Origin of the sequence: Gimesia benthica (assembly GCF_009720525.1) — a bacterium.
GTDB lineage: Bacteria > Planctomycetota > Planctomycetia > Planctomycetales > Planctomycetaceae > Gimesia > Gimesia benthica.
This window is the reverse complement of sequence record NZ_CP043930.1, coordinates 4,435,938-4,460,778: the sequence shown is the minus strand read 5'-3', so window position 1 is coordinate 4,460,778 and position 24,841 is coordinate 4,435,938. Positions and strand designations below refer to the sequence as shown.

The 24,841-nt window shown below is 52.3% G+C and carries 14 protein-coding genes; 9 read left to right on the top strand and 5 right to left on the bottom strand.

Annotated features, from left to right (window positions below):
- Window positions 1-154: 154 nt before the first annotated feature.
- A complete protein-coding gene (locus tag F1728_RS32240) occupies window positions 155-2,536 on the top strand; it encodes a hypothetical protein (RefSeq protein WP_155365139.1) in 2,382 nt (793 codons plus the stop codon).
- Between the two features lie 89 nt (window positions 2,537-2,625).
- On the opposite strand, the gene F1728_RS17290 is transcribed toward F1728_RS32240, so the two are convergent.
- Window positions 2,626-3,768, bottom strand: coding sequence for a hypothetical protein (locus F1728_RS17290; protein ID WP_155365138.1), 1,143 nt, complete (start codon window positions 3,766-3,768; stop codon window positions 2,626-2,628).
- 416 nt (window positions 3,769-4,184) lie between these two features.
- Between F1728_RS17290 and F1728_RS17285 the strand changes: the two genes are divergently transcribed.
- Window positions 4,185-4,646: a GNAT family N-acetyltransferase gene (locus F1728_RS17285; RefSeq protein WP_155365137.1), complete on the top strand. Its 462-nt coding sequence runs from the start codon at window positions 4,185-4,187 to the stop codon at window positions 4,644-4,646.
- A gap of 90 nt (window positions 4,647-4,736) precedes the next feature.
- Complete coding sequence (locus F1728_RS17280; RefSeq protein ID WP_155365136.1) at window positions 4,737-5,459, top strand: creatininase family protein; 723 nt, start codon at window positions 4,737-4,739, stop codon at window positions 5,457-5,459.
- A gap of 29 nt (window positions 5,460-5,488) precedes the next feature.
- Here F1728_RS17280 and F1728_RS17275 read toward each other — a convergent pair whose 3' ends face one another.
- Entirely contained in the window at window positions 5,489-6,619 is a 1,131-nt protein-coding gene (locus F1728_RS17275; RefSeq protein ID WP_155365135.1) for a prenyltransferase/squalene oxidase repeat-containing protein, read from the bottom strand.
- A 342-nt stretch (window positions 6,620-6,961) separates the two neighbouring features.
- Between F1728_RS17275 and F1728_RS17270 the strand changes: the two genes are divergently transcribed.
- From F1728_RS17270 to F1728_RS17245, 6 genes are read left to right on the top strand one after another with little or no spacing between them, the layout of a single operon-like run.
- Window positions 6,962-7,855: an RDD family protein gene (locus F1728_RS17270; RefSeq protein ID WP_155365134.1), complete on the top strand. Its 894-nt coding sequence runs from the start codon at window positions 6,962-6,964 to the stop codon at window positions 7,853-7,855.
- The gene (locus tag F1728_RS17265; RefSeq protein ID WP_228030214.1) at window positions 7,845-8,924 is read left to right on the top strand and encodes a stage II sporulation protein M; all 1,080 of its coding nucleotides are present in this window, start codon (window positions 7,845-7,847) and stop codon (window positions 8,922-8,924) included. The genes F1728_RS17270 and F1728_RS17265 overlap by 11 nt, the downstream gene beginning before the upstream one ends.
- Window positions 8,921-9,841: a hypothetical protein gene (locus F1728_RS17260; protein ID WP_155365133.1), complete on the top strand. Its 921-nt coding sequence runs from the start codon at window positions 8,921-8,923 to the stop codon at window positions 9,839-9,841. The genes F1728_RS17265 and F1728_RS17260 overlap by 4 nt, the downstream gene beginning before the upstream one ends.
- Window positions 9,838-10,620 carry a DUF4129 domain-containing protein gene (locus tag F1728_RS17255; protein WP_155365132.1) on the top strand — a complete coding sequence of 261 codons (783 nt, stop codon included), beginning with the start codon at window positions 9,838-9,840 and terminating at the stop codon, window positions 10,618-10,620. The genes F1728_RS17260 and F1728_RS17255 overlap by 4 nt, the downstream gene beginning before the upstream one ends.
- Window positions 10,592-11,842 (top strand): DUF4350 domain-containing protein, encoded by a 1,251-nt coding sequence (locus F1728_RS17250; RefSeq protein WP_194242412.1) that lies wholly within the window; start codon window positions 10,592-10,594, stop codon window positions 11,840-11,842. The genes F1728_RS17255 and F1728_RS17250 overlap by 29 nt, the downstream gene beginning before the upstream one ends.
- A gap of 13 nt (window positions 11,843-11,855) precedes the next feature.
- On the top strand, window positions 11,856-12,209 hold the full coding sequence (locus F1728_RS17245) for a Rieske (2Fe-2S) protein (RefSeq protein ID WP_145044745.1): 354 nt from the start codon (window positions 11,856-11,858) through the stop codon (window positions 12,207-12,209).
- Here F1728_RS17245 and F1728_RS17240 read toward each other — a convergent pair.
- The 3 genes from F1728_RS17240 to F1728_RS17230 all read right to left on the bottom strand — a co-directional run bounded on the left by F1728_RS17240 (window position 12,206) and on the right by F1728_RS17230 (window position 24,659).
- Window positions 12,206-12,889 (bottom strand): metal-dependent hydrolase, encoded by a 684-nt coding sequence (locus F1728_RS17240; RefSeq protein ID WP_155365130.1) that lies wholly within the window; start codon window positions 12,887-12,889, stop codon window positions 12,206-12,208. The genes F1728_RS17245 and F1728_RS17240 overlap by 4 nt on opposite strands.
- A gap of 76 nt (window positions 12,890-12,965) precedes the next feature.
- The gene (locus F1728_RS32440; RefSeq protein WP_155365129.1) at window positions 12,966-21,029 is read right to left on the bottom strand and encodes a hypothetical protein; all 8,064 of its coding nucleotides are present in this window, start codon (window positions 21,027-21,029) and stop codon (window positions 12,966-12,968) included.
- 84 nt (window positions 21,030-21,113) lie between these two features.
- Window positions 21,114-24,659, bottom strand: a complete 3,546-nt coding sequence (locus F1728_RS17230) for a hypothetical protein (protein ID WP_155365128.1) — start codon at window positions 24,657-24,659, stop codon at window positions 21,114-21,116.
- Window positions 24,660-24,841: the final 182 nt, after the last annotated feature.

The window sequence follows — 24,841 nt, the reverse complement described above, 5'->3', positions numbered from 1 at the left end:
AACTGATACGATTCAACGTAACGTCTGTTCCCTGTTCGATTTGCAGAAGATTACCGTTTTTTGCTTTATATCCATCAACATTTGTATGGAATTCGTATAAAACCGGAATAGGCACCAGTTTTGACCAAATTCTATTTAACCTTCGAGGAATAATATGCTTTCGATTTCCCGCTTTAGCCTGCTACTCTGTCTGCTGATGATTACCGTTGGCTGCCAGAAAGGCTCCGAATCAGGCAGTGAAAATCAAACCTCCGCCAACGATGAAACCGCCGCCAGTAGCCCCGCGGAAACCACTTCTAAAGATGCTGAGATGCCTGAAGCCGACAAGACCGCGAAAGCGGATGATAAATCTGCTGAAGAAAAAGAGAAAGAAAACCCCGAAGCGTTCAAAATGCCGGAAACAGTTGAAGGCAACTGGATTCTGGTCCTGCCTCAGCAGCAGCAGTTGATGCCACTCTACCTGTTGCGCGTCATGACCGAAGTCAAATCCGCCGAGGGAGATCAGAAAGAAAAATCCGATTTTCAGGGTGTCAAAATCGTCTCTCAGGGTCCGAACGTAGCCCCCGCCAAAATCGTCTCATCAAAGACGACAGATCAGACCGTCACGTTTGTTGAAAGCCTGCTGGATGATAAAGGTAAGGAATTCATTCAGCTCAGCTTCGAGGGATCACTGAATAAAGAACGTGGCGCTATCTACGGCAATATCAGTTTCAACAACGATAACTGCATTCCCGCCCTGATGCTCTTCACTATTGAAAAGGATCTCTCCAAGATCAAAGAGCCGATGCCCTCTCCCGGTGCTCAGGAACTGATCCAGGCCATGCAGTCGCAAGATCCATTCAAACCGCTGAATGAATTCACCGAAAAAATGCAGATGTTCCCGCTGGCTCTGGATGCATTTCCTCCCCTGCTGGCCTTCGCTTTGAGCAGTGACAAAGATACCAAAACCATCGAAGATATTATTAAACGCTATACCGAAACCTCTGCTCTCTGGGGTAAACGGATGGAAGCCAGCACCCTGGTGCGGATCACATCCATGCTGGCACGGACTGATAAAAACAGCGACATGGCCACGAAATATATGGATCAGTTCAATAAGCTGGTCAAAGAAGGCGTTAAGCCACTCAGCAGCTGGGATCAGGAAATGGCGCTGGCTAAGGCTCGTGTCGGACTGAAATCCAAAGATCCGGAAAAAATTAAAGCAGCCGGTGCACTTCTGGAATCTGAAGCGAAAAAATATCCTCACGATCGAGAGCTGATTACTGAACTGGTCAGCTATGAGAAAGAACATGGCAGCATTGATAAAGCCATTGAGTACCTGGGAATCCTGGCCAGCTCTCCTCTTTCCGGTCGTGAACGTCAGATGATTGCTGCTTCAAAACAGAGTCCCCAGACGGTCAAATTCGATGATCCTCGGGAGACTCTGACCGAACTCTGGAAAAAGAAACACGGCTCCACCGAGGGGCTGGACAAATACCTGGCCGAGTCCTTTAAACGCTTCCTCGACAGTTTCGTATCTAAAGAAGCGAAGGAAGTCGACCTCAAAAAAGGAAATCGGACTTCACTGATTGAATTATTCACAGGTGCTTCCTGCCCACCCTGTGTAGCAGCAGACCTGGCCACCGGAGTAGTTGAGTCTTCATTCCCCGCTTCGAAAGTCATCGTACTGCGCTATCACCAGCACATTCCGGCACCGGATCCGCTGACCAACTCAGACTCGGAAGCACGTTTCTTTTACTACAACCACCGTGGCACCCCTTCGATCAATCTGAACGGTCAACAGGTCTTTGGAGCAGCCGGCGGAGTGGAAGAAGTCGAATCTTCCTATGATTCACTGGTCGAAGCGTTGATTCCGGAACTCTCAGCAGATACGGAAGTCAAAATCGAACTCTCTGCCGCTGCGAAAGATGGCAAACTGGAACTGAAAGCCAATGTCAGCGGAACAGATAAGATTAAAGAACCGCTGCACCTTGTCGCCGTTCTGGCCGAAGACGAACTTTACTATGAAGCTCCGAACGGCATCAACCTGCATGAAATGATCGTTCGGTCGATGCTGGGTGAACCAACTGGCGTCGCTGCCAAAGATGGCAAACTGAGCCTGACTAAAACCCTGGACCTGGATGAATTCAAAGGTCGTATCAGCGATTACCTCTCCGCCTTTGAAGAAAAATCCGGTGCAAACTTCACCGGTGTCCCACTGGGTCTGGAAAAACTGCACTTCGTGGTATTCGTGCAAGGCGAACTCTCGAAAGATGTTTTCCAGGTTGCTTCGGTTCCGGTAAGTGGTAAGCTCACTTACAAATCGGAACTCGCCGAGCCTGCCAAAGAGAAACCCGCTCCCGCGAAAGAAAAACCTGCCAAAGAAGCAAAACCTCCGGTGAAAGCTGATAAACCTGAAGCCAAAACTGAGGCCAAACCTGAAGCAGATAAGAAACCTGCTGAGGCAGAGAAAAAAGAAGCGGCCAAACCAGAGGACAAAAAGCCGGAAGCCTCGAAGCCGGAACCCAAGAAAGAAGCTGCTGAAACAGATAATTAGTTTTCAGCCTGAGCTGTAAAAATAATAAAACAGGGCATGGATCATCCATGCCCTGTTTTAATTCAAGCCACTTTCAGCCAGGAGACTGTTCACTCATTGTCGGTCGGAGGATTGGGGACCAGTTTTTCGATCTCACCATCCTGACCTTTGACTTCTTCACCAAACAGGGCATTCCCGTCAAGCGTTGTCAGCTTAGTCGTGCGAGTTGGAGCAGGCTCGCGACGAATCTGACGGAACCGGGTCGTGGCTTTGCCCATGCGGGTATCTCGCTGATCCATGATCACGCGGGCTGCTTCCCGAACTTCTGCATCGCTCAGTCGTTTCAGGTTACCCAACTCGGCCAGCGGTTCCAGGATGCGGGTCGCTTTAGATACAGTGCTCTCCATCAGGATAATGTCGAGCATTTCGCGTCGCATACCCTGCATGGAAGCGATCTGTTCTTTCACGCTGTCCTGCAGCTCTCCCAGAACTTCCAGCGTTTCAGCAGCTTCGACCACGCGATCGGTTTCAGCCAGCAGTTTCGTTTGAATATCCATCAACGATTTCAAGTTGGTGTCAGCCTCTGTCAGTTTCAGATTCTCATCAGCCAGTGTCTGCTGCAGCGAGACCATCTGCTCAGCGTGCTTCTGAGCGGCTGCCAGCGGTTCTGACTGAGAAATCAGGCTCTGCTGCAGGTCAATCATCTTCTGGCTGTTGGTACGGGCAACTTCCAACCGCTCTGACTGATCAACAATCTGCTGCTTGAAATTCAGAAACTCACTAAAGGCTGTCTGAGCATCTTTGATGCCTGTGGACTGGTTAGCAGCCAGCTTCTGCAGCTTGATCATTTCATCCAGTGTCGACTGGGTCTGTTTGACCTGCTGCTCCTGTGAGGCCAGGCGATCCTGCATCGCCAGCATATCATCCAGCGCGGTACGGGCTTTGGTGGTTAAGCCTTCCTGCTGGAGAACCTGTTTCTGAAACTGATCGATCTTTTGGATGGAAGCGAGCGCCTCTTCGGTCTGCTCAGCTTCTTTATCCAGTAAGATTCGAAGATCGCGAATCTCTGCCACAGCTACTTTGGCTTCGGAGAGCTGTTTGGCCTGCGAATTGAGTACGGTCAACAGATTGTTGACCTGCCAGGCACTGGTTTTGGCACCAACCAGTTTATCCATATCCTGTTGGACTGACACCAACTCCGACTGCAACTGACCGATCTGACTCAGCATCGGCCGTGCTACTACAAAATACATACTAAGAAGACCAGCGGCCACTCCAACAAGCATCATTGCCCAGGTGTTCTGGATTGTCGAAAGGCGTGCGTTGGTATCTAAACGATATTGTCTTTCCCCTGAAGTCCTCAAGGCTCTATCTCCCAGCGTGATGATTTAACTCGGACGTAAAATTGGCACATCCTGTAGGTTTTGACCATGCATCCTTGCAAAACCATTACTGCTGTACTACCTATTATCGCCATTTTTACATTTGAAGTTTCTTCATTCTTGCCCAAAACCCCAAACAATTCCAAAAATTCTGCTTGCTCGAATCACTTCTATGACCTATGTCTGTCTCCTGAATTTTTGCTCAACTCGTTTGACAGCAATGACAATCGCAGTACCAACATGATAAAGTGTGTGCTGGTTTTCTACTGAGATACGAGGATTTAAGCATGCTGGAAATTCAAATCGATTATGCCACTCTGGAAGACTGCGAAATCATTACGCATTTTAATCTTGAGCTGGCGCGGGAAACGGAATCAAAGATTCTGGACCCGGAACTGGTACGCACAGGCGTGGTGGAGTCACTGGGTGATTCGCGCGGTTGTCAGTATTTTGTTGCCCGACATCAGGAAACCGTAGTTGGTCAGATCATGTTCACCCGAGAATGGAGTGACTGGCGTAACGGAGAATTCTGGTGGTTCCAGAGCGTGTATGTCGATCCGGCATACCGCCGGCAGGGAGTGTTCAAACAGTTGTCCGACCACGTGGAAAAACTGGCTCGCTCCAATCCCGATGTCGTCGGCCTGCGTCTCTATGTAGAAAAAGAAAACGACCGTGCGCAGTCCACCTACCACCAGCTGGGTTTTGGCTTTCCCGGCTACCAGGTGATGGAAAAGATGCTCGATCGTTGACGGAAGGCCCCCAGACGACCAAAATCGAGTTTGGATCTCCACCTGCGCCACGGCTCCAGTTAATGAATCACTACTCCAGGAACAACATCCATGTCACAATCTGAATCAAGTGAAATCCTGCTCCCCAAACTGACCCGCCGCGAATTCCGCGAGCGTATGCAGTCCGGCGAACTGAAAGCCTGCATCATCCCCGTGGCAGCCACAGAGCAGCATTTGGAACACCTGGCCATGGAGCATGACTGGAGAAGCGTCATGCTGGTCGCAACCGAGGCCGCTCGCCTGCTGGCACCAGAAGTTCTGGTGGCACCTTCCATGAATATTGGAATCAGCGAACACCACATGCGACACCCCGGCACATTATCCGCGTTGCCCGGCAGCTGGCTGAGCGTGCTGTTTGACACCATTCGCAGTATGCACCATGCGGGCTTTCATAACATCCTGGTGCTCAACGGTCATGGCGGAAATATTGCCCCCTGCCTGGGAATGTGGGGACAGTTCCAGCAGCGGCTGGAAATCAATCTGCATTTCGAGTCCTACTGGAATCTACTCCCGGAAGAAATTGCCCTGGCGAATCTGAAGACAGAGCGCTGGCCCGGTCATGCCCAGGAATTCGAAACGGCATTTGCTATGGCGGCATTCCCGGAAAATGTCCGGCACGATGCGATGCAGGATCAGGAAGACAAAGAACCTCTGGAAGCCACTGCAGAGGCGGGGCAGAAGATGATAGACGAGATCGTCAAACAGGTCGCCGGGTACGTCTCAAGCATGATCGACGGCAGCAATACGGTAGAAATCCCCCCGTTTCATCCCTGAGCATGAAACGGGGAGAGCCGCTTGAGCCTTTATTTCGCGGGCTGACAGTAACTCAACGCCAGCAACGCATAGGCGGTTGCCAGATTGGGATCTGATTCATACCAGCGTTTTTGAGTGTTGGTCCAGCTGCCGTTTTCGTTTTGCAGTTCAGCCAGTTGATTGACCAGTTCGGCCCGCCAGTTGTGGGCCGTTCCCTTTTCATCTTTAAACTCATCGACCTGCATCGCATCCAGTGCTTTCGCAAAAGTATGGAAGTAGTAATACAGACCCATCAGCCCCATGCCGGGATTTTCCTTCAACGTATAATGACGTCGGATCCACTCGGTAGCGGCTTTGACCCGCTTATCCTTCTCATCAACGCCGGCAAAAATCATGCTTTTCAGACCTGCATAGGTCATGCTGCCATAAGAACGCAGTCCGCCATCCGGAGTTGTCCCCGCCTGCGAAGTTCCCCCCGCTGCTGGCGTGTAATAGAAACCGCCATCGTTGACTTTCGAAGCAAAGGGCGTCGTATTAAATTCCGATTCCAGGTTCTGAGTCCGCGATACGAACACGAGTGCCTTCTGAATTGCAGGGTCGTCTGATTTCACTCCGGCCTTCCGCAGCGCTTCGATCAGAAACTGGGTATTGGAAAGGTCAGGACGCTGATGTCCGCCGTAGCCGGCACCACCATAAAAGGTGTCAGAAGACTCGATTCCTTCCCCTTTATCCCACTGCAGACCGCGGAGAAACTTCTCTGCATTCTTGATGGTCTGATCATAACGACCATCTTTATTGGCTGCATGCAGCGCCATGATCGAGATACAGGTTTCATAGTTACGGTGATTACTTTTCGAGTAGTAAATCCCGCCATCTTTCTGAATGTAACCTTCCAGTCGCTTCAGGGCTTTCGCCACAACGGGATCGCTGGCGGGCACACCACTTTCCAGCAAGGCAGTCGTGACCAGTGCACTGATACCGGGCACGGTTTCAGTCGTCCACAGACCGTCTTCCAGCTGGCTGTTTTTTAAATAATTGATGCCGGCTTTCCGGATCTTCTGCAACTTCTCCGCATCGACTGATTTGGCCGGTGCGTCGGCAGCAAAACTGACTGAAGCCAGCGCAGCCCAGGCCACTGCACAGATTCCGACAAAACTCAAAACTCGTCTGCTCGATAACATCAACAGTTCCTCACTCTCGTTTTTCAAGGATATCACTCAAAAATCAGCATCATCCCTGCATTCCGGATTTCAGACGGAACTAAAAGAGAACTCAGCTCTGTGACGCCCGGGACAGAGCCTGCACCTTAAGACAGGAAAAACACTACGATGGGGTACCAGAGGGTACATGCTAATTATATCCGTCCCCCATTCAGATGGAAAATGACGATTTCCGGTTTTCATAAAAATTTGTCAGCGTCATGGATAACCGTACCCTGTTTCCTCTATAATCAGCTGTGTAATTCCTGAATGCAGGGATTTCTGGCTTTAATTCATTCTCCGGACTGACTCAGTACTCCACCCATGGCGACCGCAACTTCAGAACTGGACCTGGCGCAGACCTCAGCCGTCTATCAGGAAGAGGTCTATTCTAATCAGCCTCGAAAACTGAGCCTGGACATGCAGATTGAGACCCCAGAGAATGTCATTCTGACCTACCAGCTGGCAGGGCCAGCACAACGTTATCTGGCCTATCTGATTGATCTTATCATCCGCATGGTTGTCATGATTGGATTACTGATGTTCGTCATGCCGATGATGAGTCTGGTCTTGCCCGGAACCGCCCTCGGCCTGTTCCTGGTTCTGATGTTCCTCAATACCTGGGGTTACTACACGATCTCAGAAGGATTCTTCAAAGGACAATCCATCGGGAAACACTTTTGCGGCATCCGCGTGATCCGTGAAGGGGGCTACCCGATTACCTTCTGGCCCGCCGTACTGAGAAACCTCGTGCGAAGTGCCGATGCGATCATGTTCTATGGAATCGGCATCACCTCCATGCTGCTGACACGTCGCTTCCAGAGACTTGGGGATCTGGCTGCCGGCACGGTTGTGATCCAGGAGCGTTCGCTGAAACTCCCCCGGAAACCCGTGATTCTGGATAAAATCAAACCCCTCGACAAAAATGAAATCGGCAGCTTCCTTCCGCGAGACGAAGTCCTGTCGCTGATTGACGAATTCATCGGTCGCCGTCATGTTTTGACCTATGAACGGGGGCATGCCCTGGCCGGAATTCTGGCACAAAACCTGGCCGATCGACTGCACTATTCCGGGGACCCGAAAAAAGTGACTCACTACCCCATGGCATTTCTGGCAGCCGTCTATAAAACATTCAGCTTCAGTCAGGCCGAAGAAGAACAGGATGTGGTCTCCGAATACCTGAAACAGTCTGGCTTCGGGGAGTTCCATGATGAATAAGCATAAGTTCATTCAGCAACGCAGACCCCAGTGGAAACGATTCGAAGAGTTTCTGTACGGCACCTCCCGCAAATCCCTGTCCAAACTGGAGGCGGAACAGATCACGGAATTTTCCCGGCTGCTCCGAGAAGTTTCTCACGATCTGGCCACCATTCGGTCTCGCGGTTGGGGACACGACCTGATCTCTTACCTGAACGATCTGGTCGCGCGAGGACATAACCTGTTTTATGGCGCCCCGCCCAGCAATCTCTCCGTTTTTTATAGATATGTGTCCCTCGAATTTCCCCGTCTGTTTCGTGCCAATATTGGCTACTTCCTGACAGCCTGCCTGTTGTTCTTTCTGCCGCTGGGGATCAGCTGGTATGTGGTGCAGAACAATCCCAGTCTCGCCTCGCGGGTCATCCCCGAAGAAATCATGTCCCGCTTTGACACGATGTATTCAGACCATGGCGAGTCTGATCCGGACAATGCGAGCGAGGAAGGGTCAGAGTCGGAACCAGAAGGGCGATCCAGCTTTGGAGATGAACGGGCAACGATGGCCGGTTTCTATATCAACAATAATGTGGGCATTGCACTGAAATGTTTTGCACTGGGAATTCTGCTCGGGATTGGCACCGTTTATACCCTCCTGTTTAACGGAATTTTTCTGGGAGCCGTCTCCGGTTACGTCATCAGCCAGGGACACGGTGAGCGTTTTTTAAGCTTCGTTATCTCGCACGGTTCTTTTGAACTGACGGCCATTGCCGTTGCGGGAGGCGCCGGACTGATGCTGGGAAATGCCCTGATTCATCCGGGTCAGAGAACGCGATTTCAGTCGTTGCAGGTTCGCGGACTGGAAGCAGTGCAAATCGCAGGCGGCGCAGCTGTCATGCTGGTGGTAGCGGCATTGATCGAAGCCTTCTGGTCTCCCTCTGATGTATCCCCCATGTTGAAGTACAGTGTCGGCAGTGTGCTCTGGTTGATTGTTTTTCTGTACCTCGCCTTTGCCGGACTTCAGTCTGATGAAACGGGAGAGACCGCGGCTCAACCAGGTCCTTCTGAGAAACCAGGGGAGCTTCCATCGGCATGATGCGTTTCGAGAAGATCAATATCGCCCTGGTTCCCCGGAAGGCCAGCAGTTGTCTGGACCTCGCGATCCGTTTCTACGGACGGTTCCTGATCCCGATCCTCAAACTCTGGGCGATCATCGCAATCCCGGCCTGCACCCTCGTGTATTGTCTCAGCTATTATTTTCTGCTGGACCTGCGGATGGCACTGACCGTGGCCTTCTTTGCTTCATCACCGCTGGGGGTCTTGCTCACCTGGAATTCAGCCCTGTTTGCGTTCGGAAACACTCCAGGCATGGGAAGCCTGAGACGCCAGTTCCAGTTCCGGATGATTCCTTTGATGCTGCTCTGCCTGGCAGAGAGAGCTCTGTTCTTTATCGGACCTGCCCTGCTCTTTTTTTCCGGCAATATGCTCGGCCTGCTGGGATTCATCTACTGTTTCTTTCCCGGTATCTGGATTCTGGTACGCAGCGGATTCCGGGTCGAACAGGCCGTTCTGGATTTTGCAGGTGTGGCCTCGCAGGAAGATGCCTCGCACGATCATCGCACAAAAGACCTGATCAAGACCAACTTCGGCTCACTCTTTGGCCGGGGACTGGCCATCTTTCTCTTCTGCTACATCCTGACGCTGATCCTGTTTATCACCTTCGACTACCTCTGCTACACCCTGCTGGAGTTCCCGATCCTGATTGGACAGATCCCATATCTGCTGGACCCGAAAACCGCCGATGATACACTGATCAATATCATGCTGCTGATGACGACAGACCCCCGCGTGCTGGCCATGCTGACGGCATTCATCCTGCTGGTCTATCCCATTGGCCGCCTGGCCTGGTTCTTTACTTATATCGACCTGCGGGTGCGACTGGACTGCTGGGATATGGAACTCCGAATGACCGAAGTCTCTGAGAATCTGACATTCAAGGAGGTTTCGTTATGACAGCCTCTCGAGTTCGCTTCCAGTGCAAAGTCTCCCTGATTCTCAGTTTGGGAATCATCCTGCTGACCCCGGTGTTTCTCGCTGCACAGCAGGAAAATGATTACACCGATCTGTCATCTCCTGACCAGGTGATGCTGAAGCAGGACATGCAGGAGATTCTGAAACGGCCTGAATTTCGACATCTGACCCGCGAACGCGAACTCGCTCAGGAAGCCGACGTAGATCTGGATGACTGGATCAAAGATCCTCCCCCACAGAGCAGCTATGATACCTCTGCCATCTCCGGTGTTGCCGGATTGATTTTCCTCTACCTGTCGTATGCTGCTGTGATTTGTGCCTGTCTACTGGTTCTGTTCCTGCTCGTAAAAGCAGTGACTGGCTTTAAGCTTTCCAGAGAGCACAACATGAAATCCGACAAAACCCAGTTGCAAGGGGAGATGGTGCTGGAGGAGCATGTCTCGCCCGCGGAATTAGCGGCAGCCACTTACCTCGAACGGGCACAGGAACTCGCCAGATCAGGTAACTACCATCAAGCTATCATCCAGCTACTGTATGGATCCATGAGCTTCATTGAACGCTCGGGATGGATCCGGTTCCGTAAAGGATTAACCTATCGCGATTATATGCGTGCGGCACGCCCTCATGGCCTGGCCGGCGAATCACTGCGTCAGATGATTCGCACTTATGAACCCCTGGGATTCGGCCGTCGGGTCGCAACCCGAGAACACTTTGAAAGTACACTCCAGCATTATGCAGCAGCCTTCCAGAAAGAAACGTGAACGCAGAAATGCGGGCTGGTTCTGGCTGGCCGCACTCTGTCTGCTACTTCCTTTACACCTCTGGTTTCCGGAGTTCGGTACCGGTGCGCTGGACGATTCCTATAGTTCCTCCGCCAGTGGGAAAAAAGCATTTTATCTCCTGCTCGATCATGAATCGTTTCAAACAGAACGCAACCGGACTCCTCTGAGCGTCCTGCTGCAATCACTTGATTATGACGAAACCGTCTGCATCCTCGGCCCGGCCCGCTATCCCAGTCCACTGGAATGGTCGTCTCTGCTGGCCTGGGTCGAAGAGGGCGGGCGACTGGTCATTTCAGCTAATCCAAAACATCCGCAGTTCCAGGTGGAACCGCTGAATCTCAGCGTGGAATATCTCGATGAAGTCGAACGGGAAAACATGCCGCGTGTTGAGAAAAAAGAGGATGACGAAGACAAAGAGGAATCCGATCTCAGCCTGCTGATAAAAGGTGAACATGACCTGATCGAAACCCAGGCCTCGACCGTGTTTCCTGATGTCCCTTCACTCGTCTGGGATACCAATGCACGGGTTACCTCCGCAACGGGTCAGGCTCTGGTCACTGCAGGAGAGACCCAGCAGGCCGTCCGGCTGCATCATGGCTTGGGAACAGTGGTTGTCTCCGCTTCCTCGGAAATCTTTTCAAATCAGTCCATGGTAGATGGCGGCAGCGTTGCGGCATTTCGGCTCATTGAGGCTGCCGGACCTCCCGAGTATTTTGTTGTTGATGAATCACTGAATGCTTCGGGAACATCGAAAGTCGTCGCTCTGCTGATCGACCCGACCTTCCGCCCCCTGACAATCCAGCTGCTGATCACACTGCTTATTTTCGGCTGGTGGAGAAGCAATCGCTTCGGGCCGATCCTCTCTTCCCACATTCTGCCCCGGCATAATATTGTTTCGCATACCGATAACGTCGGCAATTTACACTATAAAAAAGCCAACGGGCGTGCTTTACTATTCGCGTATATCAAGCAGCTGTTTTCGGAACTGAACCTCAGGCATTTCCGTGGTGAGGAACATCGTGTACTCGATCCCATCGCGAGACGTTTGAATGAAGATCCAAAGCAGATCAAAAAATTCCTGAAACAGGCTGCTCAAATCGCGAAGAGTAAAAAAGTGAATCGCCATCAGATGGGTGAGCTGATTCGAAAACTGTCTAAAATCAGACAGGCTGCTTCGCCTGGGAAATATCAGAAGAAATAACGAAAGCCCATTTGTGATTACCTACCATTCGATCGCCAAAGTCGGCGACATTCCGGAAGGAGAAGGACGCGCTTATCATCTCGAAGGCCTGATGATCGCCGTTTTCCTCAAAGAAGGTCAGTATACTGCCATCAATGATTTCTGCCCTCACCAGGGAGCGCCCCTCTCAACCGGCTATGTTGACGAAGAGGGAGCGGTTACCTGTCCCTGGCATGCCTGGCGATTCTGTATCAAAGATGGCACCTGGCTGGATAATCCCAAATCGAAATTACAGGTTCCCGTTTACCCACTGCGAATCGAAGGGGATGACATCCAGGTGGGATTGGAGCTCCCTGAAGAAGAGGCCCCCTCGACTCCCGCTGACTAAAGCTCGCAGGAGCCACCCGGTTCCAATACCACCGGTTCGGCCGTGGTCTGACTTCGTACCTGATGAGCCCATGCAGCGGCGTCCTGTTCAATCAGAGGCCAGGTATTGTAGTGCATGGGGATAACCTTTTTGGGTCCGATCAGTTTCGTCGCCCGTACTGCATCTTCCGGTCCCATAGTGAAGTTATCGCCGATCGGCAGGATCGCCAGGTCAACGCCTTCTTCACCAATCAGCTTCATGTCGTAAAACAGACCGGTATCAGCGGCAAAGTAAATCGTCCCATCCTCCAGTTTTAAGAGAATCCCACAGGGGCTGCCGCCGTTGCTTCCGTCCGGCAGCATCGACCCATGGTGGGCGATTGTCAGCTTGACGGTCCCAAACTCATGTTGATAGGAACCACCGATGTGCTGAGGGTGCACATTTTCAATCCCCTGTTTCCCCATCCAGTCGATGATTTCGAAATTGGCAACCACCAGCGCTTTGGTGCGTTTCGCGATCTCAACGGTGTCCCCGACATGATCTCCGTGCCCGTGACTGACAATGATTGCATCAGCCTCGACGGCATCGGCGGAGACGCTCGCGCTGGGATTCCCTGTCAGAAAGGGATCCAGGAGGATGGTTTTACCATTGGTTTCAATCTGAAAGGAGGAATGTCCCAGCCAGGTAATCTTTGTTGCCATACTTGCCTCGAAGGTAAAGAGAAAGGAGTGATCCTGATTTCCGTACCTGCAAGATACAACAGATCGAAGTCCAATTTCAAGCAGTCGGTTTCATTCGCTGTGCACTGAGCCAGATCGCTCCCAGTAGAAAGCAGACCAGTGCAAAGTTCCCCAACCAGTCGGAGAGGAACAACCAGCCGATCAGCCCCACCAGAGACAGGATGATACCGCCCCATTTTCGGAGCACAATCGAATCTCCGTAGCGGGTGACAATCAGAATCAGAAAGATCAGCATCCCTGCCCAGAAGATCGTCCAGACCAGGGCAGAACCGAAGGCAAACGTATTTTCAGGGCGGACCTTGAGTGCCAGTTTGGGATGTCCATTGACCTTGGTGAATTCCAGCTTGTGTCCCTTCAGGGGAATATCAAACTTCAGTGAAATCCCACCTGCTTGCGTCCAGCCAGCCTGTTGTACTTCAGCACCCAGCATCTCAGATTCTGCGGGAGCTTCTCCGAAAGCAGGCCTGGAACCTGGGTCGTAAACATCCCCCATCGGTTGCCCCTGGATGGCCCCCTGATTGGGTAGCATTGCTCCTCCAAATCCGCCTGCCTGCCCGCGTCCCTCAGCCAGGCTGTTATCTCTCCCCCTTCTCTGGAAGGCATCATATTCCAGTGATTCTCTCATATTCTGTGTTCGATCACTGGGAGAGAGACCAAATGGCGATCCGTTTTCAAAGTGTTGTCTCTGATTGAACGGGGGCTGATTTGGCATCGCCTGTTGTTGCTGCAACTCCTGCTGAGGCATCGCATAATCATTCGCATTCTGCAGGCTCTGCTGACGACGTAAGGCACGGCTGTCGGCAGGTGTTGTCTGAATACCTTTCTTTCCAGGCGCCTGCTTGGGTGCTGCATTGCGAATCGTAAAACTTTTCAGTTTGGGCAGGTCGCTGGCCGTATTTGATGAAGCCGCTCCATCACCGTTCGAGGATTCAGCCGGAGCGCGATTCAACTTGTATAATGAGGCATTATTTCCGATTACGAGGCTGTTGAAAGCGTCTTCGGAATCAAAATCGGAGACTCCATTTGTATTCACCGCGTCGTTCAACATTTTATCCTGCTGTGCCTGACGCTGTTGTTCCTTCCGCTGCAGTTCGCTGATCTGCTGTTTGATTCGCTGCCCCTGCTGTCTGGTCTGGGCATCGTCATCCGTATCTAACTGTTTCCCCAGTTCTTTCAGGTTGGAGATCACCCGTTTTCGCACACGGTCACTCTTACTGCCGCTGTATACGGAGTAAAGGTTCTCCACATCTTTCTGAACACTCGTCAGCGAAAGTTGATATTGGGTGTACTCTGATTCCGACAGAACCGGTGACATATTCGTTCGCGAGTTATCCAGTAAGGGAGTTGCCGAATAATCGTCGGGAACATAGACAGTCCACTTGGTCTGGGCGACGGGAATTCCATACTCGGCATTCTCTGCAGGTGTGACTATCCGCGGCGGTTCCAGATCGAGTGCCTTTCCCTGCCAGTTAAATCTCCCCTGGGGCAAACTGGACTCCAGCCGACCGACGAGAATCAGATTGACAGAAAAAGAAAGATCAGCCGCACTCGTTTTGGGGAGTGCCAGCAGATAGATCGCCTGATTTTGTGTTGTTTTTTCTTCACCCTTCTCTGTTGCTTCCGCTACCTGTTTCAGTAATACCGGGGCGGTTGGTACGCCTTTGACGAACGCACTCAACACCTGCGACCGTTCCGGAAGCATGACTGCCAGAAACTGTCGTGACCGGTTGCGCAAGCGGTATTCTGCATGCGTTTTCCAGCTACCATCGTGGGCCAGCACGGTCGTCAACTGCGAAAGATTCACCGCAGCGGCGGCTCCCTGATCTGACTGGAACTGCTGAATCTGATACTCGGGAGGTTTACCATTCCCCTGCAGCCGAGCCAGAGTCATTGCCTGATTAGCCAGGGCATCATCGAGTGTCAGCGGCATTTCCTCACGATCGACCGTTGTGATCGATTCCGGGTTCAGCAGGTTCAACCGTGCCCAGCTGTGATTCACCAGCATCAGATAATGCTGCTGAATTTCCAGTTCGGTCGTTTGTGAATCAACCTGAATGCTGGTGTCCATGACACGTACCTGGGGAATCTCAATCTTCCCGGTCACCGGAGGTGCCTGCGTGGTTTCTGCGGTGATGAAATACGTTCCTTCGACCGAGTTCTGCAGGTGAATTGTCCATTGGATGATTTCATTGCCGATTACGCGTTTGTTGATCTGTCGAATCGAATCCCCACGGAAGTCCAGATGTTCTCCGAGCCAGGCAGGGGTAGTAAACGACAACACATCGGTTGCTGCTCCCTGAATCGACCAGCGAATCCCCACCGTATGGCTGACCGACACATTACCCACCGTCGTCATCACCAGTGAGTTAGCCGTCACATTTGGCTGAGCCGGAGTGAGTTCCAGTTTGATCCACTCCGGTAACTCTGCCGAGGATCGATAAGCGAATTGAGGCAGGCTCGGACGCTGTGCTTTCAATTCAGGTGACAAATCGGCAGAGGAAATCGCCCGCCAGTCTTCCAGTTCGGGGGCACGTGCTACCAAAGATTCGTCGATCCAGATAGCCAGATCACTGCGTACCGCGGCGACCGCCAGTGGTGTAGGGATCATCACTTCAGCCTGTTGCTGATTTCCCTCCCGGGGCACCACACCATCGACCACGATCTCTGCCAGACTGGTTTTGAGCTCGGCAAATTCGAGAACCAGAACCCGCATGTCATCGGCGTTCTGCTCGATCACATACCAGTCATCCAGCCCCTGTGCCTGGACACTCAAGACCAGGTAGGCTTCAGGCAGTTCCAGCACGAACGTCGATTCGGGAATCCCTTTAAGCTGATAGCGGATGCGGCTGGAAACGCTCAGCTTGCGAGGTGAAACAAGAACTCCATGCTCAGCGATGGCCTGTTTTTCAGCTTGTTTTCGGGAAAGGAAGAACTGAGTCTCCACGGGTCGACGCGAAAACCGGTAAGCCCATTGGGGCTGCAGAGTGTGGCCTGCTATTTTCCAGACCGGCGATGCGGTTTCCGGATTCACATACTTCTGTGTATCGATTTGTATCGCTCCGGATATTTTCTCCGGACGAATCTGAAACTGAGGCTCTGCGTAGACGCCGATGGTCCCGGTTTCATTTGTGATAGTTTCAGGAACAAACTGGGGCAGGTTGAGCGAACGATTCTGCTTTCCAACAGACAGCGACTGAAACGCTTCCACTTTGACGCGTGTCCCATCTTTGATATCGCGTCTTAAAAATACTTTGATACGTCGATCATCTCCGGTCCCCACCATTTCCCAGCCACCCACATCGGGACCGGTAACGGACTGAATGCGAATGTCCCCGGGAACTTTCAATAATGCCTGGTTAATCGTCCCCTGTCGCACCTGATATTGATGCAGACTGTGTAACCGCAGTCCCGCGTCTTGGACGACCGCTGACAGACTGGTATCACAATGCACAATGCCTTGAATCGCACCCCGCTCTTCTGCCTGACGCCAGGAAATCTGCAGTTGGCCCCCCTGGTCTACAGGCAGCTCCAGTTTCGATTTACCTGCGGCTGTCTGTTTCCGATAAGTGGACCGGGTTCCCGTGATGCTGACCTCCGAAGTCACATCGGGAAGATCGAGTGTCAATCGCCCACTGGCCACAGGCAGGAGATCAAATTTGAAACTCCCCGCCGTCCCGCTCTGTTGCGCGGGCAGATCCAGTTCCAGATCGAGGATATGCAGTCCGGCCTGTGAAATCACGATTGAATACATCGTTTGTGAAACAATTTTATCAATGGTGAATTTGTGTTCCGGCTGAGTCAACAAGGTAGCCGACTTTCCATCAAGCTGAGCACTGCTGATGGCCGCTTTTCCTAAAGGCAAGGCGACTGTCACCGGCTGGGAACCAACCGTGTGGATGACCAGACGTCCTTTGACATGCACGACCGCCTGTCCGGTTTCCGCTCCCGGTTTTATTTCTGCTGCATAGAGTGCCTGGCTGACAGTCCCCTTTGAAGCTGCCTGCTGATCGACGGGTTCATCCGGATGCGCTGCATTCCAGAGTTTTCTGAATTCATTCTGCGGCAGAAAGATGCGTTGTGAGTCGAGCGGATCAGTGCCTGCTTCGTAAGGGATCACCAGGTTTTGAGGCAGGCTGGGAACAGGTGGTTTGACGTCCGTCTGAGCAATTCCACTTACCGGAGCTCCCAGACAGAAACCGAGCAGGAGCAAAGTGCTGACCGTCGCCTGCTTCTTGTCTGCAGAAGCATTCCAGCGACAGCATTCCCGTCCCAGTTTGCCGATCATCCATTCCACACTCCAGCATAAACCGACCAGCAGCGAACCGACGAAAAGGCCATCCAGAATCGGTTGTAATCCTGCAGGGAGAAACGCACTGCAGGTGATCGGGAGAAAAACACCCAATAACAGCACCAGGCAACGCTGCAGGCAAGTCCGGCTCCGCATTAACCAGCCCAGCCAGAGCACTCCGACCATCACAATCAGAAACAGTCGACGATTAATTTTCAGGGCCTGCAACGTCACATCCAGCGACAGCCCGGATTTATGTGGCTCGCCGTAATATTGAAATTCCAGTGAGCGATAACCTTCTGGAGCAGGCAGTGGTGCGACAACCGAAAGTCGACCTCCCAGCGCTTTCGCCGGAGCAGGAGGATACTCTGCCTCTTTGATTAAACCTTCCCCCGCAGCCATAGAGGCCGGCTTGCCCTGCATACCTCCAGCCAGCCTGTCGAATTTGGCTTTGCCATCTCGAGATTTCGATTCACCAGACCGATTCATTTCCTCCGTTTGCGAAGTCGGTTCCTTGAGTTTTCTCGTCAGCCCATCAACCTGTTGCCCTCTTTGAAAACTTTGGGTAGGAGCCGTCGATGGTGCTGGTGTTTCACCGGAGTTCGGTTCGAATCCCAGTTGAGTCCCACCTGTCTGATCACTCTGCACTGATGACTCAATCTGTCGCATTTCATTTTTAGACATGGAACGGCGTGCTGCTTCTCGTGACTGCTGCACAGCAGGCAGCATGAGTGCGATGACGATACAAAGCAGGATAAACCCGCCGAACAGCGAAATTACGACGTTGACCCCACCCCTGCGATAAGAGTAGACGCTTACCACAGCAATCAGCAGCGCACCACAGGCAGCCAGAACGCGCCCGCCCATCTCGCGGATTGGCACAATTGAGAGGTGCTGACGAACCCGTTCGATCATCCCCGGTCGTCCCAGGGGTTGGTCGGGTACAAAATCCCCGGTGCTGTCGGTAATGAAAGTGTCCTGGGGATACAGAATCGTCCAGGCCTGGTTCAAAATCTGTAGCGGCTGGATCTGTCCAGCTCCGTCAACAACGGCGACCTGTGGAGGCACAGCGGAGAGTCGATCTTTCCAGGCCACGTTTCCACGATTCGCATCGTAGAGGAGTTTCAAGGTATGCGTGCCATCGGTCTGGCTATCCGCAGTCACGGGGATCATGAAAGCAGCGCCTGTCTGACGTACCTCAACCGGGGTTCCACCAATCTGGGCCGACAACAGTTCTGCCCCCTCCGGGAGTATGACCTGCAGAGCCTGAATCCCGACAGCAGAAAAGTCGAGTGCAGCTTCGTTTTGAACTTCTCCTGCAGAGCCCAGTACGCTTTGAATCTGAAGCTGATGCGCAATCGCGGTGGGTACAGCCGTCTGATCGAAACGGGTTTCCTGAACCTGTATCTGATGACCGGCGCCCACAAACCGGAATGCAGCGACAATGCGTTCCTGTGGCATGTAAGTGATTGGGGCAGGTAACTCGGCGGCATCGATCGAATTCAGAGCCTGACCTCGAACGCCGGTTGCTTTAATCTGTAGACGCTGATCACCTTCCGCTTCGAATGCAACTTCTCCATACTGACGATCTGCAGACATGATCTGCAGTTGCGGAATCTGCACAACCTCACCTTCAGGTCGAGGTTGTTCGACGGTTACTGTCAGGGTCTGCTTACCACTCAAGCGGCGATCCATCTTCAATTTCCAGACGCGCACTCCGTTCTGAGGTTCTTCGGTTGCCTGTTCAATGATGCGTCCAGCGGAATTGATTAATTGAAACTGCAGATCGGTACCCACACTTTCCGGCAGGGCAACCATCAGAGACCGGAAGCTCCCGCGTTCAACATTGAGAGTTGCCTCATAGTGTGAGAAGAGCGTGGTCTGGTCGAGCCGGACATACTGCAGATGATGTGCGGCCATCTGCAATGGTTTTCGGGAAACAGTCAGGCTGCCTGAATAGCTGTTGTCCTGATATTGATACCCGAACCGCATGTTGGGAATACTTTCCTGCATCGGCTCCAGGCCGGTCAGTTCGCTGGGAATCAGATCCCAGTCATTCTCCGCATTGATGACCAGAGTTCCCTCCAGGATTTTGGCCTGGGGTAATTCAATTTGAGGCAAGTTGAGTAGCTGGCCTTCTGTTTCAGGGGGCCAGTTCTCCAGATCGCGATGTGCGGTGATAATCACACGTGCTTCCTGGTTCGCCGGCAGTGCATCCGGGAAAGGAAGGCGTATCTGTTTGGAACCCGCTTCACGAGATGATTCTTTCCAGTCGATCGGCTGATCTTTAAAAGTCGCTCCCAGAATGGTCCACTCGGCAGGCAGGTTTGCTTCAAACTCAAACATGGGAGCAAACAGACTTTCCACCGTGGTCACCAGGCGGAGATCCATTCCCTGTTCATTGATGTCAATCACGGTAGATGCTGCCATCTGCACCTCGGAACGTTTTTCCTGCGTGATTAGTGAGATACGAAAATCTTCCTGCCAGAAATCGAAATCCAGTCCCGGCCCCGTAGTCTGTCGCACGGGAGTTCTTTGACGAGTCGCCGGTGCAGTCTGGGCTTTCCGTCTGACGTTTCGCGTTCTTTCGACCTGGAGTCGAACTCCTGGCGGGTAGCGGATCAGAATTGAACCGACATGAGAATTGACCTTCTCAATGAACAAATCAGGAACATTCCAGTCTTCATCCGTTTCCGTGGTCATGACACCCCGGCAGATAATCTGTCGTTCGCCCTCGATTGGCTGCCGATAATTCAATGTGATTTCTGTCCGGTTACGATCCCGCATGCTGTCATTCAACGTCCAGGATTCCAGCCCCGTTGATTCCACACTGACAATTTCCAGAGACTGGGGCACACTCAGAATCACCCGATCCAGTGACTGGCCGTAGATATTGAGCGTGGTCTGCGCCTGCCAGGCGACTTTACCGGGACTGACAGAAACACCAATCCCACTCTGTGCGAAGATCAGAGAATCGTTGGCCTGCTGCTGTGACTGCTCGGTGATTTTAATGCTGACCTTACCATCTCCCCCCACCGGGAACTCATAAGCAGCCTGTTCTCCCTCCTGGGAAGCGGATTTCACCTTCAATTCATTAACCACCAGGTGCCGATCAGTGGGAACTTTCATTTTGAACTGACTGGGCACACCGGGTAGTAACTGAAACTGGGAGACCTGATCACTGCCAACCGTATTTAGAGGAGCTGAAAGCTGTAGTTCCAGTTGATGCTCTCCTGCCCCCTTGCTGAACAACTGCAGTTGCGAATTCTTTCCGGACTGTCGGGCGAGCATGGCAGGCTTCCCGTCCAGTTCGGCCGATTCCACTGCCAGCCCCTGCAGAGGCAATTCGACAGCCGTCAGTTGTTGAGGAAACTGGCGAATCGAAATGCGGGCCTTAATGACTAGTTGCCGATCTGAGAGAGTCGCCTCGTAGGCAGCACCATAAATAACAGATCGTGCATCAGGCAGTCCGGTCCCCCCGTTATTGGCTTCCGCCTGTTTTTTGAGCGACTCATACTGCGCACGGGGCAACAGCACACCGCTGCGGTCGCGTGACATTAATGCGTCCAGTTGATCCAGGGGCAGATAGACGGCAGTCTCTGGCCAGTGAGGAGGCTTTGGTGCGGGCATCGACTGTTTCTGTTTGACAGCCACTTTTTTACTGTTCTTTTTCTGGGCGGGGAGTTCCCGAGGAAACCACGTCGAGAGGCAACCCAGGCAGACTGTGATCGCCAGTGCCAGATTCACAAGTCGGCGTATTTCAGACACACCAGTAACAGCAGATGCGGATATCGTTTTTGATTTTATATTCATGGCGAACCTCATGCAGTTAGTCGCTCACAGTCGGATTTGATTCAACTCTCGGTGAATCCGTTTTGGTAGTTTCAGACTTATCTGCTATTTCTCGTCAGTCTGGTCATCCTGGAAATCATCGAATACACCGGGAGGCGGAATCACTGCCGCTGATTTACCGGCAAGGTCCAGCTGTGAATCGTCAGCTTTATGATCAACGATACCCACGGAGCGAAGTGCTGCGATCGAATACAGAATCCAGATCGTAAACAGAGCCAGAATTCCGTATCGGGCCGCGTAGAGGCCATGCAGAATTTTGTCTGCATTGGTCAGACTGAACATGGCTAACAGAAACCCGAGAACGATCAGCACCGTCACTTTGTTTTCCCAGGGGGTCTTGCGCATCACGACAGCAATCACTACCAGAGCGATTCCCAGAACCCAGCTATAGAGGGAAAGTTTCCACCAGGAGACTTCAATCTCAGGACTGCCCCCCAGGCGGGTGAAGCTGTAAGCACGGCCCTCTGTCGGAAAATCGATCAGTGATCCGGCTGAAACGCCGATCCAGGAATCGAAAAAGGATGCGTCTGCATCAATCCCACCCCGTTTAGGAATCACGCCGGACAGATGAGGTTCGAACTCCGATTTAAAATCATCAGAGGAACGAACCAAAGCGTAATCATCCGGCACCCAGATCACAGTTTTCAACTGTTGTACTACTACATTCGCAGCCTGCACACCTCCCAGTCGAGGTAACGGCAATCCCAGCTTACCGCCGGGCGAATCAGTAATACGTGGCACAGACTTGGTAAACATCAGGCTGACGAGGAACGACTCGTCCGATGCCTGATCGCGAGAGACATTTACGAAGTAGCTGGTCCAGCCTTCTTCGCTCTCGCTGTCATCTGCTTTCTCCAGCGGAACCGGCTGACCGGCAACGGTGATACTTAAAGGCTCAATGCCCTCAGGCAAGGCAACTTTCAACTGTTGTCGTTCGCTGGACTTCATCAGATAGCGACAACGATACGTAGAACGTCCCTCTTTACTGACCACAATTTCCACCAGCGACTTCAGTACGATTGTCTCTACGACTTCCTGGATCTTATGACGCGTGGAAGCGAGGTCGAGCATGACTGGCTGGCTGAAATAACGATAAGCGAGAAAACCATCCCGCGGCAGTAAAGTCAGCTCTCTCAGGTCGATCGGCTCCAGTTGATCTGACAACTCAGCGGTAGTTACCGAAAGGGTCTTGGACTTGCTGACAGCGATTTCACCATACACGCGTGCGAGTGGCACGTTTCGCGAGCGTGGCTGGTCATCAGTTTTCTCCAGCCCCAACACTTTTAACGGCTGTAAGGCAATCTGCTTCAGGGCGATATCGCCAGAGGGATCCTCGGCCGCTTTCTCTGATTCTTTAGTTTTCTCCTGCTCAGCGTCTTCGTTTTCTTTCGCTTCTTTTTCCCCTGCAGCCGCCGGTTTCTTTACTTCAGGAGCTTTTGCGACTGCCTGCAGGCCAGGTGTGATATCATAACGGACTTCCAGAGTGTAGGGGCCCTGCACATTCCGCTGTGTGATAATCGTCCAGGTCACCCAGCCATCAACGGCTTGCTCGGCCCGACTTTTCTGTTTGATAGAAGGGGCTGGTGCGGGCGAAAGCGATCTGATTTGAACCAGGTCCGCGATCGCCTCCGGAACTGCGAACCGAAACGTATCGACGCCAGCAAACTGCACCTGGTAATTGATGCGGCTGGTTACCTCTGCAATCTGTTCTTTGACACTGATGGAGGTGGCGACATCAGCGACCAGTCGCGTCGGTTTGATCTGAATCTCAACCGGAATCACCACAGGACGCCGGTTGTATTCCCATACCGACGCCAGTGCCAGCCGGGCTGACTGTCGCTGCTGGGGACTATTGGCCGGCTGGGCACCAACCACATCCGGATTACTGATAATCAGCTCCATCGATTCCGGTGCGTACAGGGCAATCTGGCCTGTCTCACGTTCAACTTCAGTCGCTTCCAGAATCGGAATATTGACCGTTTCGGAGAGGTCGTCCTGAGCCAGATCCCGATGAGCACGAACCTGCAGTTTCAGTTTTCCCTGAAATTTCTGTTGCAGGGACACCGTCAGCAGACGGGACTCTTTGTCGAAGATATATTCTTTGAGCCCGGAAACATTCACGGAATCGATCTCCAGATCTTCGGGCACTTTCAACTGGAAGGAAAAGATTCCAGCCCGCTGGATATCGTAATTGAGCTGCGCTGTGACTTTGATTTCGTCTTCACCGAAATAGCAGTCCGTCTGTTGCGCAACGAAGATTCGAGGTTCCAGGGGCTGCACACGGATCTGCAACGTTGCCGAGGGATTGAAAAAGCGATAGTAGACAGCTCCGGGCCGGCGGATGTTTTCTGGGATACCGTTGGCTTCGCTGCGGGTCACTCCCTCAAACTTCGTGACGGTGAAGGTCATGGTCTCACCCGCATCGATGGCGATCTGGCCGCTTTCCCGGATGACGTCCAAGGCATGAATTCCGTGCGTCGCGGAATCGGAAAGTCCCAGGATCTCAAACGGCTCTTCGGGAATTTCTTTTTCAGTATGCACTTCGATCTGCGCGTCGTCCTGTAACTGATTCAGAAATTCGACCTGAATCACCTGACGCCCATCGCCCTTTTCAACTTTCCAGCTCTTGATTTTTGTATTGGCTGATGACAGATCCAGAATTCGGTCGTTGAGGGGCACCGCGATGCGGGCCGATTTCATGTCTCCCCGCAGGACATCGTATTTTAAAGTGGCCTGAGTATGTACCAGTCCATCACGAATAAAAACCAGGGTAGAGTTCTCGACGCTGGCCAGCAGGTCCATTTCCGGCTTGCTGCTTTCCCGGGGATACCAGAGCACACTGATCTGATTGGTGGCTCCGACAGTCGATTTCACAACGGTCGATTTCTCAGCTGACTTCGCGGGCAGGCGGACCAGTTGCGGATTGATTTTGACGGTCTGATCCGGTTCGGGAATCGTGAGATCCAGGGTGGTGATGCCTACTGTCGGACAGGCAAACTGAAACTGATGTCCTTCCGGCGAATTTTTCACCCGCGTTAAGAGTTCAATCTGAACCTGGTGTTCGCCTTTTTCGGACAGGAGCAGCGCGTACTGCCCCGGCCCGGTGCCGCGCAGAAAGACCTTTGATTTTTCCGAAGTGACTTTACCAATGGCGGCATCACCAAACTGCAGGGGCAGCTCGACCCAGGGATCGACCATCACCTGAACGGTCAGATTACATTGGATCCGGGCGACATTCTCTTCGATCGTGGCCGTGTAAGACGAACTCGTCACCACGGCTTTGACAGGAAACTGAATCTTCCCGTCCGTCCCCAGTCCCGCTGACTGCGACCAGAGTTTCAGATACTCGACATACGGCATGAAAACCGTCGCATCCGATTTCTGGAATACGTCCTTGATATTCTTAAAAGGGATATAGATCAGGCGATCCCAGTCATCCTGTTCTTTCCCTGATGAATCAGCCTCGCCAGCGGCAGGTTTTTCTGCTTCGACTTTGGCTTGAGCGAGTGCCGAGCGGGACACTCCTCCCAGTAATGTGCATGCCAGACAGATCAGAAGAACGAAACGAAGAGTGCATCTCAGACAGCGCATGTAACCCACCTTTTGTACATTACTCAGTACCCTGGCATCTGTAGAGAATGGACAGTAAACAGGGTAATCGCGTAAAAAGCGTCAAATTCAGAGTTTATAGAATTAAGTATAGTTTTTTTGGCTCATTCACTGGAAGATTGGACGTCTGTGAGAGATGCGAAATTGCGAAAAAATTAAAAAAT

Coding starts and splice junctions, on each gene's coding strand:
- F1728_RS17265 (WP_228030214.1), top strand. CDS start 7,845: ATGATGAATAAGCATAAGTTCATTCAGCAACGCAGACCCCAGTGGAAA.
- F1728_RS17255 (WP_155365132.1), top strand. CDS start 9,838: ATGACAGCCTCTCGAGTTCGCTTCCAGTGCAAAGTCTCCCTGATTCTC.
- F1728_RS17240 (WP_155365130.1), bottom strand. CDS start 12,889: ATGGCAACAAAGATTACCTGGCTGGGACATTCCTCCTTTCAGATTGAA.
- F1728_RS32440 (WP_155365129.1), bottom strand. CDS start 21,029: ATGAATATAAAATCAAAAACGATATCCGCATCTGCTGTTACTGGTGTG.
- F1728_RS17285 (WP_155365137.1), top strand. CDS start 4,185: ATGCTGGAAATTCAAATCGATTATGCCACTCTGGAAGACTGCGAAATC.
- F1728_RS17270 (WP_155365134.1), top strand. CDS start 6,962: ATGGCGACCGCAACTTCAGAACTGGACCTGGCGCAGACCTCAGCCGTC.
- F1728_RS17290 (WP_155365138.1), bottom strand. CDS start 3,768: ATGTATTTTGTAGTAGCACGGCCGATGCTGAGTCAGATCGGTCAGTTG.
- F1728_RS17230 (WP_155365128.1), bottom strand. CDS start 24,659: ATGCGCTGTCTGAGATGCACTCTTCGTTTCGTTCTTCTGATCTGTCTG.
- F1728_RS17250 (WP_194242412.1), top strand. CDS start 10,592: ATGCAGCAGCCTTCCAGAAAGAAACGTGAACGCAGAAATGCGGGCTGG.
- F1728_RS32240 (WP_155365139.1), top strand. CDS start 155: ATGCTTTCGATTTCCCGCTTTAGCCTGCTACTCTGTCTGCTGATGATT.
- F1728_RS17260 (WP_155365133.1), top strand. CDS start 8,921: ATGATGCGTTTCGAGAAGATCAATATCGCCCTGGTTCCCCGGAAGGCC.
- F1728_RS17275 (WP_155365135.1), bottom strand. CDS start 6,619: ATGTTATCGAGCAGACGAGTTTTGAGTTTTGTCGGAATCTGTGCAGTG.
- F1728_RS17280 (WP_155365136.1), top strand. CDS start 4,737: ATGTCACAATCTGAATCAAGTGAAATCCTGCTCCCCAAACTGACCCGC.